The sequence below is a fragment of the Alcanivorax sp. genome, from assembly GCF_040118815.1.
In the GTDB taxonomy this organism is placed as follows: Bacteria; Pseudomonadota; Gammaproteobacteria; order Pseudomonadales; family Alcanivoracaceae; genus Alcanivorax.
Window position 1 is genome coordinate 82,312 of record NZ_JBEDTC010000021.1, and the last position, 12,802, is coordinate 95,113.

At 59.7% G+C, this 12,802-nt stretch carries 12 protein-coding genes and 1 other RNA gene; 10 read left to right on the forward strand and 3 right to left on the reverse strand.

The genetic code is table 11. From position 1 onward, the window contains the following. Window positions 1-190: 190 nt before the first annotated feature. A complete protein-coding gene (locus ABNH18_RS15710) occupies window positions 191-880 on the reverse strand; it encodes a hypothetical protein (protein ID WP_349383736.1) in 690 nt (229 codons plus the stop codon). 171 nt (window positions 881-1,051) lie between these two features. Between ABNH18_RS15710 and ABNH18_RS15715 the strand changes: the two genes are divergently transcribed. The 5 genes from ABNH18_RS15715 to ABNH18_RS15735 all read left to right on the forward strand — a co-directional run bounded on the left by ABNH18_RS15715 (window position 1,052) and on the right by ABNH18_RS15735 (window position 5,644). Next, window positions 1,052-1,519 (forward strand): YbjN domain-containing protein, encoded by a 468-nt coding sequence (locus ABNH18_RS15715; protein ID WP_349383737.1) that lies wholly within the window; start codon window positions 1,052-1,054, stop codon window positions 1,517-1,519. An 18-nt stretch (window positions 1,520-1,537) separates the two neighbouring features. After that, the gene (locus tag ABNH18_RS15720) at window positions 1,538-2,203 is read left to right on the forward strand and encodes a 2OG-Fe(II) oxygenase (RefSeq protein ID WP_349383738.1); all 666 of its coding nucleotides are present in this window, start codon (window positions 1,538-1,540) and stop codon (window positions 2,201-2,203) included. Beyond that, entirely contained in the window at window positions 2,152-4,236 is a 2,085-nt protein-coding gene (locus tag ABNH18_RS15725; protein ID WP_349383739.1) for a hypothetical protein, read from the forward strand. Before ABNH18_RS15720 ends, ABNH18_RS15725 begins: the two co-directional genes overlap by 52 nt. 166 nt (window positions 4,237-4,402) lie before the next feature. Beyond that, window positions 4,403-4,852: an Hsp20 family protein gene (locus ABNH18_RS15730; RefSeq protein WP_349383740.1), complete on the forward strand. Its 450-nt coding sequence runs from the start codon at window positions 4,403-4,405 to the stop codon at window positions 4,850-4,852. A gap of 273 nt (window positions 4,853-5,125) precedes the next feature. Further along, complete coding sequence (locus tag ABNH18_RS15735; protein ID WP_349383741.1) at window positions 5,126-5,644, forward strand: hypothetical protein; 519 nt, start codon at window positions 5,126-5,128, stop codon at window positions 5,642-5,644. Between the two features lie 97 nt (window positions 5,645-5,741). Here ABNH18_RS15735 and gap read toward each other — a convergent pair whose 3' ends face one another. Further along, window positions 5,742-6,773: a type I glyceraldehyde-3-phosphate dehydrogenase gene (gene gap, locus ABNH18_RS15740; protein WP_349383742.1), complete on the reverse strand. Its 1,032-nt coding sequence runs from the start codon at window positions 6,771-6,773 to the stop codon at window positions 5,742-5,744. 216 nt (window positions 6,774-6,989) lie between these two features. Between gap and ffs the strand changes: the two genes are divergently transcribed. The 5 genes from ffs (at window position 6,990) to ABNH18_RS15765 (ending at window position 11,598) form a co-directional block, all read left to right on the forward strand. Then, an RNA gene (ffs, locus tag ABNH18_RS15745) (signal recognition particle sRNA small type) lies at window positions 6,990-7,086 on the forward strand. 146 nt (window positions 7,087-7,232) lie between these two features. Continuing rightward, window positions 7,233-9,152: a DNA polymerase III subunit gamma/tau gene (gene dnaX / locus ABNH18_RS15750; protein ID WP_349383743.1), complete on the forward strand. Its 1,920-nt coding sequence runs from the start codon at window positions 7,233-7,235 to the stop codon at window positions 9,150-9,152. 105 nt (window positions 9,153-9,257) lie between these two features. Further along, a complete protein-coding gene (locus ABNH18_RS15755; RefSeq protein ID WP_349383744.1) occupies window positions 9,258-9,575 on the forward strand; it encodes a YbaB/EbfC family nucleoid-associated protein in 318 nt (105 codons plus the stop codon). 23 nt (window positions 9,576-9,598) lie between these two features. Next, window positions 9,599-10,198: a recombination mediator RecR gene (gene recR, locus ABNH18_RS15760; protein WP_290494209.1), complete on the forward strand. Its 600-nt coding sequence runs from the start codon at window positions 9,599-9,601 to the stop codon at window positions 10,196-10,198. Between the two features lie 257 nt (window positions 10,199-10,455). After that, on the forward strand, window positions 10,456-11,598 hold the full coding sequence (locus ABNH18_RS15765; protein ID WP_349383745.1) for an acyl-CoA dehydrogenase family protein: 1,143 nt from the start codon (window positions 10,456-10,458) through the stop codon (window positions 11,596-11,598). A 149-nt stretch (window positions 11,599-11,747) separates the two neighbouring features. Here the strand turns inward: ABNH18_RS15765 and ABNH18_RS15770 are convergent, their stop codons facing one another. Beyond that, entirely contained in the window at window positions 11,748-12,740 is a 993-nt protein-coding gene (locus ABNH18_RS15770) for a putative solute-binding protein (RefSeq protein WP_349383746.1), read from the reverse strand. Window positions 12,741-12,802 lie beyond the last annotated feature (62 nt).

Genomic DNA, 12,802 nt, shown 5'->3' on the forward strand with positions numbered 1-12,802 from the left:
TTTGATAGTAGAGAGCTGTGTAGTTGCTGCGCAATCCGTTGAATAAGTAGTTTTGTAAAAACTTGGTGAAGTTACCCTACAAGACTCGGCAAGTGTAAGTATTTGTTATCAAAAGAGATGCACTGTGTAGGCCGTGTAGCGGATAAAGGAAAACGACGTTGCACTTCCATGTCAGTGCAACGTCAGGGGCTCAGCGGGTGCGAGGGGCAAAGGATAGCAACATGCTTTCTTGATATTGCGCCGAGGCGAGCAGCTGCTCCGGCCCCAGCTTGGGGATCAGATTGTTGATCAGGCTCCGGCTGGCCTTGCGGGTGGTTTCCACGCCCACGCTGGCGACTTTGCGCAGTACCGGGCCGAATCCGAGCAGAGCCATGGGCCGCTGGAAGTACCAGTCGATCGCTTCATCGGTGAGCGTGAGCAGGTAGGCAGCCAGTTCCCGGCGGGCCTTGTCTGCTTCTCCCTCCTGGCACAATCGGGTGACGTCCTTGCACTGGGCGCAGAGAGCCTCGCTGACCGGGAAAGCCACATACCAGTGATCACCGTCGGCGGCGGGCTGGCGTACCTGATCCATATAGTCGGCGGCGGCCTGGTTCTGTGTCAGGTCCATTTTTTTTGCACTGCGGCCGATCACCAGGTGGGTGGTCTTGCTGATGGTGTTGCAGGTCATGTTGACCACTTTGAACATGCCGGGGCTCAGGTCTGCGGCCTGTGCCGCACGGGTGATTAAGGCGGCCAGTGATTCTTCAATAAATTGGGCCATGATGGCCTCGATTTCCTTGGGTTCCGGGCGCTTGGCACCATCGTTCATGCGCTGGATAAAGCCGTCGGTACGCTGATGAAGGCTGTTACTGGAGCGGAAGGCCACATGGGGAGTTGTCATTCTTTGAGTCCTGTCAGGCAATCGGGCACGAAAGCCCCATCTTACCCAGTGGATATTCGGGGATGAAAGACCCCAAGTGTCGGTCGGGTGGCTATTTCTTTTTTCCAGCGAATGGCAGATGATTCGCGGCCGGCAAGAAACCTGCGTGATAGCGGGTCTGAGGAGAATGTCATGTTAGGCGTCGTGAACGCGGATGCGGACCAGGTAAAACGCTGGTTGCAGCAGGCCAATATCCAGCACTATATCTGTGAGGACTGTCATGCGCTGCACCTGTCTGAATTGCAGGGCCGTGAAGGGGTGGTGGATGCGCGGTTGTTTGTGGAAGACGACGGTATCTTGCTGACCAGTGAACTGGAAGTGCGCCCGGCAACGCTGTTTGCGGTGCAGGCGGAACTGAGCCGACTGAATATGACATATCCGTCAGTGAAGCTGTTTTTGGATGTGAACGATGACTCCCTGCCCCGCCTGGTAGTGTGCGACCTGTTGCTGGGGCGTAATGGGGTAACCTTCGAGCAGTTCATCTATTTCGTGCAGGCGACGGTGGATGCCACCTCGCAGTTGCTGGATGAGTGCCAGGAGGAAGGCTGGCTGTTATGGCCAGACGACTTTGATTCCGACGCCGGTGGGGCGTTGCACTAATCGCGAGAGGGCACGGCCGTGCATGACAATGCGGATCTGTTTGGCGGTGTGGGCGGCAGCCCACTCGATGGTCTGGTTGACGGTTTGGCCCGGCAGGGTTTCGCGGTGGCGCCGGGATACTTTCCGGCTGCGCTGGTGCGAGCCTTGCGCGAGGAGGCACGCTACAAGGACCAGCACGGTGAATTTCGTCTGGCCGGCATTGGCCGTCGTCAGGAACACCAGAAAGATACCCGCGTTCGCAGTGATCGCACCTGCTGGCTGAAAGGCGACTCGCTGGCGCAGTGCCAGTTGTTTGAAGGGCTGGAAAACCTGCGTTTGGCAGTCAATCGCGAGCTGTTCATGGGCCTGTTCGAGCTGGAATCCCATTTTGCCATTTACGGGCCGGGGGATTTCTATCAACGCCATGTGGATGCCTTTAATGGCAACAACGGCCGCTTACTGTCAGTGGTGCTCTATCTTAACGATAACTGGCAAAGCGAGTGGGGCGGGCGCCTGCGTATTTGGCCGGAAGCGGATGCGACCTGTGTAGCCACGGAGGTGGAACCCCGTGCGGGCACGCTGGTGGCTTTTCTCAGTGAGAAAATCCCCCACGAAGTCTTGGCAGCTACCCGGGAACGCTACAGTATTGCCGGATGGTTCCGTTGCAACAACACTACCGCCGATTGGCTCGATCCGCCGCGTTAATACTGGCCTGCCTGCTACTGCCGCATCCGGTAGCAGCGGCGCTGTGTGCCGAATCGGGCCGTGATGGCACCATGGTAGCCGGTAGTCTGCTCAATGGTTATTTCTCCGGCCCGGACAGCCAGGCGCTGCTCCCGGGCACCCGTTTTCTGACGCTGACCCACTCCCGTGGTCGGGCTGATCTTCAGTCCGGCGACCTCGCCCTGTTAATGCAAGTCCAGGGCACTCCCATCAATACCGCCAATGCTCCCGCCTACGGCCAGGTGCGTACCGATGCGCCAGCCTCGTGGGCTCAGGAATGGGTGCGTATCGAACGAGTGGACGGCGCCAGAGTGCGCATTTTCGGTGCGGGGCCAGGGGGCGGGCTGCTTCACCATTATGAGAATGCCACGGCGACCGATGAGCAGGGCCGCCGGCGATGGCAGCTGGTGCGGGTGCCACAATTCGACAGCTTGACCTTAGAGCAGGATATCGCCGCCTTACCTTGGGATGGGACAACCGGTGGCGTGTTGGCGGTAGATGTGCGTCGCCAGCTGGATCTCAATGGCCACACGCTGTCGGTGCGCGGGGCGGGCTTTCGCGGGGCGCTGGCGGTGTCGTTGCAGGGAGCACTGGGGCGGCCCGATGACTGGCGCTACGCAACGCCCAGTACGGATGATCAGGCGGTGGGCTATGGCCACCATGGCAGTAAGGGGGAAGGCATAGCAGGCACCCCTTTGATGTTACGGCCCGCTGCGGAAATCGGTTACCCCCGAGGCGACATGGCGAAGGGCGCGCCTGCCAATGCCGGCGGCGGGGGCAACGGGCTGGATCTGGTCCACCGACAACTGGGTAATGGCGGTGGCGGTGGCAATGGTTCTGCCGGTGAACGCGGCGCCCCGGCGCAAGGTGGCGGTGAGGGCGGCCATCAGGCACAAACGGGCTGGATACTCGGCGGCGGTGGCGGGGCGGCTGCCCGGCGCAGTGGTCAGGGAGGCAACGGTGGCCAGGGTGGCGGCCTGCTGGTGATTCGGGCTGCGCGGGTGGTGGGGGATGGCCTGCTGGATATGCGCGGTTTGCCGGGCGAGGCGATCACAGACACAAGCGGAGCTGAAGCTATTGGCGGTGGCGGAGGGGCTGGCGGAACGCTCTGGCTGGATACGCCCAATGCAACAAATATGCCGGCAAGGATTGAGCAAATCGGTGGCGCCGGCGGCGGACTCGGTGGCGACGGCGGTGCAGGTCAGCGATTGGCCGCCCGCGATGGCGTCAGGTCGGGATTTGACGTGTTGCCCGTAGCGGGTGTGGCGTCAGGTTATCGCTGCCGGCCGGCGGGCCACTGGATCACCGGGCAAATCTTTGAGGACAATGGCGCGGGGCAGCCCGCTCTGGCATTTAATGGTCAACCGGATCCGGGTGAGCGCCGTTTGATCGGCTGGCCTGTGAGTCTGGCGGGCGTCGGTAGTGGGCCCGGCAGCATCGCCACGGCTGAAGGGGGAGACTTCCAGTTCCGGCTTTCCGAAGCGCGCAGTCAGGGGCAGTCGCTGATCCTGACTCTGCCCCTGCCCGAACGTTGGCACGCCCCGCAATTGCCACGCCTTAATGGCCAGGCAGGCGAGCATCACGCTGAAACACTGCGCTGGGGGCTGCGTGCAGTGCCGGATCAACATTCCGGGCCGCTGTTACTGGGGGTGGTGTCTGACCCTGTTTGGCAGGGGCCCAACGATCAGCTTTTGGAGGCGGGCAGCACCACGGTGCTGCGCTTTGAATACCGTGCCAGCCTGACCGGGCAGGTGCAGTTCGCCAGTGGCCACCCTGCGGTGCGCAGCCTGCTGATGGATCGCGACTGTTCTGGCAACAGCGAACAATGGCAGAGCGGTAAAAGCCCGGCCTGGCCAGTGACTGCCGGGGAGCGGGTTTGTGTGCGAGTGCCGGTCATGTTTGAGGGAAAAAGCACGACCCTTTCCGTGACCGCAACCACAATGGCGACCGGGGCTCCTGAGCCTTTCACGCTCTCCCCCCAGGCTGCCACAGTAAAAATGCGTCCCGCCCCTTGAAAGCGGTTTGCAGACCCCCATTTTCTTATCCAGTGACAACTGGCCGGTTGGAGTCTGCAGGCAGTCTTATAACTGCCTGCGGCTCTGCGTCACAGCAACGTTTTTAAACCGTTTTCCAGCGGATGCCTGCGGGGTCTGCTGGTGAGATTGGAATGAGGATAATGTGATGAATACCGGATTTTCCCTTGCCCCGTTGTTTCGCCATTCTGTGGGTTTCGATCGTTTCGATGAACTGCTGGACGCAGCGTTGCGTGCGGACCAGTCGAATGGCTACCCCCCATACGACATCATCCGTGAAAGTGATGGCCGCTACCGGATTGTCATGGCCATGGCCGGCTTTGCGCGCAGCGATCTGGATATCACTGTGCAGGAAAATGAATTGCGCATTCGCGGCAACCTGAAAGCCGAAGGTGACAATGAGCGTACCTGGTTGCACCGGGGTATTGCTCGCCGCGCTTTTGAGCGCACTTTTAAGCTGGCCGACCACGTGGAAGTGGAATCGGCGGGCCTGGAGGATGGCCTGCTCACCGTGACATTGAGCCGCGTGGTGCCGGAAGAGAAAAAGCCCCGTGTGATCCCGGTTGACGGCGCGCCGACACCTACAAAAAGTAATTAATCGCTCACAGTTTGTGACGCGGTTTTTGTGACACAGTAAAGGGGCCGGTATGGCCCCTTTTTGTTAGTTTCGGAGGTGGCAAAGACAAGGGCGACGCAATATGGCGGGATGGAACAACCGGCTGGCGTTGTCATCACAAAAGGATCTGATCACGGCGGTGAGCAGTCTTTAGAAACACGGCCGGTCAGGAAGATTGGCGCACGTACGGTTCGCGTACTACACGCACTCAGCGACCGATTGTTCGCCATTTGTTTGCCACAGGGAGAGGCAGCAATGAAACGACTCTACTATTTCACCAAATCACTCGCGTCCGTTCAGGGCATCACCGGGGAACTGCGCCAGGCAGGGATCGGTGAAAACCGCCTGCATGTCATGGGTACCGACACCATGGCCATCGCCCAGGCCCATGTGCACGGCACCACCACCTGGGAAGAAACCGATATCATGCATTCGGGCTTTCTCGGCGCCATTATCGGTATGGCCGCGGGCTTGTTCGGTGGCTTTTTGCTGGCAGGTGCCGACCCCTGGGGAACCAACCTGGATAGCGGCGCCATCATTGGTATGACCTTGTTCGGCACCTGTTTCGGCGCCTGGCTGGGCGGCCTGCGTGGTGTTTCGTCTACCAACCATCACCTGTCTCCGTATCTGGACCGCGTGGAGCAGGGCGATTACCTGATGATGGTGGATGCGGATGACGACCTGCAGGCCACCAAGGTGGAAAAAGTCATGAATGGCCACCGTCACGAAGCGCAAGAAGCCGGCCGGGAAGAGCATTTCAGCCCATTTGATTGACTGAGCGCCGCAGGCCAGAGGCAGGACGCGTGATGGTCGGCGCCGGACAAAGCAATAACCGCCAAGGCGCTTGACGCGAACAGTGGCCTTTACACTGTCAGGCGTCAGGCGCCAGCTCTTCCATCCAATGCGCTGCCACATCCAGCATGCGGTGGCTGAAGCCCCATTCGTTGTCGTACCAGGCCAGCAGCTTCAGTTGTGGGCCCAGTATTCGTGTGTGGTTGGTATCCACCACGCAGGAGTAGGGCAGATGGTTGAAGTCGCTGGACACCAGGGCCAGATGATTCATCGCCAACACCCCCTGCAAGTCTCCATGGGCCGCATTGCTCAGGCTCTCATGGACGGCCTCCACTGTGGCGGGCTGCTCCAGCAGTAGCGTCACATCTACCAGCGACACATTCAGCGTGGGGACGCGCACTGCCATACCGTCCAGTCGCCCGGCCAGATGCGGAAGCACTTTGCCTACCGCCTTTGCGGCCCCTGTGCCGGTAGGAATCATGTTGACGGCGGCGGCACGGGCCCGCAGTAAATCCCCGTGGGCCTTGTCCACCAAGTTCTGGTCGTTGGTGTAGCTGTGGATCGTCGTCATCAACCCCTGTTTGACGGTAAAGGCGCGGTCGAGCACATCCACTAGTGGCGCCAGGCAGTTGGTGGTGCAGGAGGCGTTGGAGACTATCTGCTGGTTATCGTCAAGCAGGCCGTGATTGACGCCGTACACCACCATGGCGTCGGCATCGTCTACCGGGTAACTCACCAGCACGCGGCGGGCGCCGGCGTCCAAATGGCCCTGGAGCTGAGCACGCTGTTTGTAGCGCCCGCTGCATTCCAGCACCAGATCCACGCCCTGTTCAGCCCAGGGCAATTGATTCAGGTCGGCGGTGGCGAAGCAGGGCACCCGGCGGCCATCAATCTCCATAGCGTCGCCGTCATAATGGACAGAATAAGGCCAGCGGCCGTGGGTGGTGTCGAACGCCAGCAGATGGGCAAGTACGTTGAAATCGGCCAGGTCATTGATGGCGACCAGCTCAAAGCGATCCCGTGCCGGATGCTCGCTCAGGGCCCGAACCAGGCAACGGCCTATGCGGCCGAAACCATTAATGGCAATGCGAATAACGGGATGATTGTCCATGCTGCCTCCCTGTCCGCTGATAGGCCGGGCAGGGCGTTTGCACGCCCCTGCCCAGTTACTTTGAGTGTAGCCCTGCGGCCTGTTTGGGGCCAGTCTGTTCAAGGTTTAGCCAGCTGATTGCCCAGGCCCTGCGGTCCTCTTGCAATAGCGTGAGGCATTCGCCACAATGCGCGCTCGTTTCGCGGCTGCCATGCCCGAAGCGCGTTATGGTCGACCCGTCGGTCCCCCCGCAACGATAAACTGCGAACCCCGCCAGGCCCGGAAGGGAGCAACGGTAGCAGTGGACTTGTGTGCCGGGGTGCGGCTGGCGGGAAGACCGCTCTAACTTCTCCTCGCTACACCTCTCCCGCTTTCACGTAACACGCTTCTCGCACTGTCCTCCCTTCGGGAACTTCGATAGCATAAGCGCTCTGATTCCAAACCTTTTGTATTGGTGGCCATGATTGCCGCTGGAGTGCTATGAGTTATCAGGTTCTTGCCCGTAAATACCGCCCTCGCACCTTCGATGAACTGGTGGGGCAGGAGCACGTTTCGCGGGCCCTGATGCATGCCCTGGATCAGGATCGACTGCACCATGCTTACCTGTTCACCGGGACGCGCGGGGTGGGGAAAACCACCATTGCCCGTATTCTGTCTCGTTGCCTGAACTGTGAGCAGGGCGTCAGTGCTCGCCCGTGTGGTGTTTGCCCTACCTGTCAGGAAATTACCGACGGCCGCTTCGTGGATTTGATCGAAGTGGATGCGGCCAGCCGCACCAAGGTGGAAGACACCCGCGAACTGCTCGACAACGTGCAGTACGCACCGACCCGGGGTCGCTACAAGGTGTACCTGATCGATGAGGTGCACATGCTCTCGGCGCATTCCTTTAATGCGTTGCTGAAAACCCTGGAAGAGCCGCCTCCCCATGTGAAATTCCTGCTGGCCACCACCGATCCGCAAAAACTGCCGGTGACCGTGCTGTCCCGTTGTTTGCAGTTCAGCCTCAAGGCGTTGCCCGCTGAGCAGATCGCCGGGCACCTGAAAGCCCTGCTCGACAAGGAAATGATCCGCTACGAAGACCCGGCGCTGCTGTCGTTGGGCAAAGCGGCTCAGGGCTCCATGCGCGATGCGTTGAGCCTGACGGACCAGGCGATTGCCTTCGGTAGTGAGCAGCTTAGCAGCGAGGCGGTGAATGCCATGCTGGGCACGGTGGATCGTAACCACGTGCTGACCTTGCTGGTGGCGCTGGCGGAACAGGAGCCCGGCGGCGTGCTGCAGGCGCTGGCGGCGGTCAGTGAGCATTGCCCCGGCGAACTGGCGCTGTTGGATGAATTGATCAGCCAGCTTCATCAGTTGGCGGTGTGCCAAGCGGTGCCCGGCAGTTATGACGAGACCCAGCAACAGTTGGCCGCGGCACTGACCGCAGAACAAATTCAGCTGTATTACGACGTGGCCCTGCGTGGCCGCCGTGATCTGCAGGATGCACCGGATAGCCGTGCCGCGTTGGAAATGCTGCTGCTGCGAATGGTGTTGTTTACGCCCAAGGGCGTGCTGGTGCAGGGGGACAGCCCCTCCGCAAAAAAGCCTGAAGCGGCTGCGCCGTCGGCAGAGCCCGGCGGTAAGCCGGATTTGCGTGCGCTGCTGAACAGTACGCCTGCCGCTGCGCCTCCGCCTGCTCCTGTTGCGTCTACCCCCGCTGTGGCTTCGGCCCCTGAGCAGGCCCCGGCTGCGCCCGTGCCAGCCACGCAAGTGGCCCCCGTTGAGGCGGCGGCAGCTCCTGCGCCTACGGATGATCCTCCGCCCTGGGATGAGAGCCCGGCATCCTCTTCGTCAGCCCCTTCGGCCTCTGCTGCGTTGGCCCAGGTGGACGCGCGGCAAACTGAGCCCGCTGCCGAGACATCGCCAGTGGCTGCTGTGCAGCCGCAGAGTGAGTCAGAACCTGTTCCGGAACCAGAGCCTGAGCCGGAAGAAAGTCTGGCACCGCTGGCGGAGCCGACGGATGAGGCGGAAGTGGCCACTTGGTGGGCAGCGCTGCTGCTGCGCCTGGATGTGGATGGCACGGTGCGCAATATCGCTCGCAATGCGGTGCTGATCAGCCGAGAGGAAAGTGTCTGGACGTTGCGGATCAGCCCCGGGCATCAAGTGTTGGTTAACCGGGAGCGGTTGGAGGAGTTGAGCGGTGCGCTGGGTAATTACTTCCAGCGTCGGATTCAGGTTCAGGTGGAATTTGAACAGCAGCCGGGGGCGACCCCGGAGCTGATGGCCGAAGCCCGCCGGCAGGAACTGTTGGTCCAGGCCAAGGACACCCTGCACGCCGACCCGGTGGTGCAGCAGTTGGTCACAACCTTTGCGGGGCGATTGGACGAAGAGAGCGTCACCCCCAAAGAGATAGTGGAATAATAAACGCTGCACGCGGCATGCAACAGGCAACACGGTAAACCGCTTTTGTCTTTTTACCGTGTTGCGTGAAGCGTGCAGCCTGATGCGTTGTTAGTGGAGCAAACAATGGATTTTGATATTAACAATCTCATGCAGCAGGCCCAGGCCATGCAGGAGAAAATGAAGAAAATGCAGGACGAGGCGGCCAATACGGAAGTGGTTGGCGAGTCTGGGGCGGGCCTGGTGAAAGTCACCATGAATGGTCGGCACGATGTGAAAGGCGTGGATATTGATACCAGCCTGATGAGTGAAGACAAGGAACTGCTGGAAGACCTGCTGGCTGCCGCCGTGAATGATGCGGTGCGCCGGGTGGAAAAACAGCAGCAGGATAATATGCAGAACATGGCGGGGGGCTTTCCCTTTCCGCCAGGTTTCAAGCCGTAAGCCAGCGACGAGATACTGAGACTGTGAAACACGCACCGCTGGTCGACCAGCTGATTAATGCTTTTACCTGTCTGCCCGGAGTGGGCCCCCGTTCTGCCCAGCGCATGGCCTATGCGCTGCTGGACCGCGGGCGCGAATCGGGTCGCCGGTTGGGCGATGCGCTCCATGCTGCCATGGACGGCGTGCAGCATTGCCAGCGGTGCCGGAACTATGCTGAAGCAGAACTTTGCCCTGTCTGCGATGATCCGCGTCGCGATGCCTCACTGGTTTGCATCGTTGCGACCCCCGGGGATGTGCTGGCGTTTGAGCAGTCCGGCGAATACCGGGGTCAGTACTTCGTGCTGATGGGGGAGCTTTCGCCACTGGATGGCGTGGGACCCCGTGAGTTGGGGCTGGATGTGCTTGAGCAACGCCTTAATGAAGGGCAGATCAGCGAGTTAATTCTGGCCACCGGCACCACTGTGGAAGGCGAAGCGACCGCACATTATGTGCTGGATCTGGCGCAAGATGCCGGGGTCGGGGTTAGCCGTATCGCCCAGGGTGTGCCCATGGGCGGTGAGCTGGAATTCGTGGATGGTGCCACCCTGGCCCAGGCGCTCAAGGGGCGCCGACCGTTCGAATGAGTGCAGCAAGGTCGAAGTGTCGCACGACACGATAACTCTCTAACGACGCCGTTTCTTCAGGAGAACCCTTCCCCCGGTTCTCCGGCCAACCCGCTGTCTGGCCGCCGGATTGGCCGTTTCACCTTTTTGCTTTGACGAGTCATCTTTCCGTATTTTTCGTTTTGTGCGTGTCGCGTGAAGCCTGCTGTGAATTCATGCTATGTTATCAACCAAGCAAGCGCTAGGTTGAGCGCAATTAACGAACGAAAGGAGGCCCTGTGAGCGCCCTGAACTATTTCAATGAAACCCACCAGATGGTGCGCGATACCGTCCGAAAATTCGTCGAACGAGAAATTCTCCCGGCGGTGGATGATTGGGAAGAGGCCGGGGAGTTTCCCCGCGAGTTGTACAAGACGGCGGCGAATGCGGGCATTCTTGGCATCAACGCCCCGGAAGAATTTGGCGGGACGGGCGAAGATGTCTTTATGAAGATTGCCGCCTGCGAAGAGCTGGTGCGCTGCTCGTCGGGCGGGCTTTGCGCAAGCCTGGGCTCACTGGATATTGGGCTGCCGCCGGTCTGGAAGTGGGGCAGTGATGTCATGAAACAGCGGGTTATTCCCGAGGTGATCAATGGTGACAAAATCTCCGCTCTGGCGATCACTGAGCCCAATGGCGGCTCTGACGTGGCGAACCTGCAAACTCGTGCGGTGCGAGAGGGCGACCATTATGTGGTGAACGGTGCCAAGACCTTTATCACCAGTGGTGTGCGTGCGGACTATTACACCGTGGCGGTGCGCACCGGGGATAAGGGGTACGGCGGTATCAGTTTGCTGCTGATCGAGAAGGGCACACCAGGCTTTACGGTGGGCCGCAAGTTGAAAAAAATGGGTTGGTGGGCGTCGGATACCGCTGAGCTGTTCTTCGAAGATTGCCGAGTGCCGGCGGAAAACCTGATTGGACCAGAAAATGGTGGCTTCTACTGCATCATGAGTAACTTCCAGATGGAGCGTTTGATCCTGGCTGTGACAGCTAACAGCACCGCTCAGTTGGCGCTGGATGAAGCCATGAAATATGTGAAGGAGAGGGAAGCCTTTGGCCGCCCCCTTGCCGGGTTCCAAGTCACTCGCCACAAGCTGGCGGAAATGGCCACGGACGTAAAAGCCAGCACCGAGTTTACCTACCGGGTGGCGGCTCAGATCGCGGCCGGTGAAAACTGCGTGCTGGATGTGTCCATGGCGAAGAATGTGGCCACTCGCTGTGCCGATCGGGTGACCTATGATGCGGTGCAGCTCTTCGGCGGCAGCGGTTACATGCGCGGCACGATTGTCGAACGCCTGTACCGCGACAACCGCATTCTCTCCATCGGCGGCGGCACCCATGAAATCATGAATGAGGTGATTGCCAAACAGATGGGACTTTAAGAGACGCGACACGCTTCATGCTGCACGCAACAGCGCGGACCGAGAGTGTCGCAATCTGAAACGCAAGAGGCCGCGTCCATGAGTTTGGGCGCGGCCTCTTTGTTGTTAAGCGTGCCTTGCGTGATGCATGCAGCGTGGTGCGTCTCCCTTTAAGTGCACTCCGCCCGTGCCGGTTCCATCTTGCAGCGAACCTTGCGCAGCAGGGTCAGCATGTTCTGGTCGTAGTAGCCTTCATCGCGGAGCTGATTGCGGGCTTCCTGCATCATCACTTCGTACTCGGCCTTGTCTGCGTCGGGAATTTCTACCCACCAGTGTTCGGCTACCTGCTCGGCTTCTTTGTCCAGTTGATCGGTAATGCGGTGCAGGTTTTTGTAGAAATACTCCCGGGATTTTTGCGCCATGTCCGCAGGGAACCTGTCTTTTTTGGCGATCAGCTGAATGGTCAGTTGGGCCAGCGGATAGTTGATGATGCCACCGTCAGGGCTCAGGCCCTTGTACAGCTCCAGCGCGTTGTAGGCGATCAGTGGCGCGGCAATCACGTCCACTACGCCATTGTTGAATTTGGTGGAAAAATTGGTGATGTCCGAAGCAACGGGTGTGGCACCGACCTGGGAAACCAGTTTGGCCTGGGTTTCATCATATTCCAGCACGGCGACCTTCTTGCCGGCGGCCTTGGCCAGTGAGTTGACCTGGCGGTCGTTCACGAACACATACGCAGCACCGGCGGGTGCAATCCCCATGATCTGATACGAACCCTGTGACAGTTTGTCTGCGCTCTGGGGATGGGAGAGAACCTGTAAAACTACTTTCATGTGATCCATGGAAGGGATGGCGCCAATAGAATCGACGGTGCCGGCGTACTTGTTGAATGCCCGGCCGCGGATGCCGGTAATCAATGAAGCATCACATACACCGGCCTTCAAATCTTCAGCAGCAATGGCTTCGTTGGTGTAGGGCACCAGCTCGGTTTCCAGGCCCCAATCCAGCGCGGCGGCTTTCCAGTCCTTCATGGCGCCCATTACCGGGCCTACATTACCGACAATATCGAATACGCAGATTTTGCGTTTAATGGTCTCTGCCTGTGTGGTAAACGGCACAGATAAAGCACAAATGGCCAGAACGGCGGTAAACAGCTTCTTCATCAGTGGGTTCCTGTTTGTTATTGCTGGTATCTCTGCTGATGGGCAGTCATTTCGATACTAGG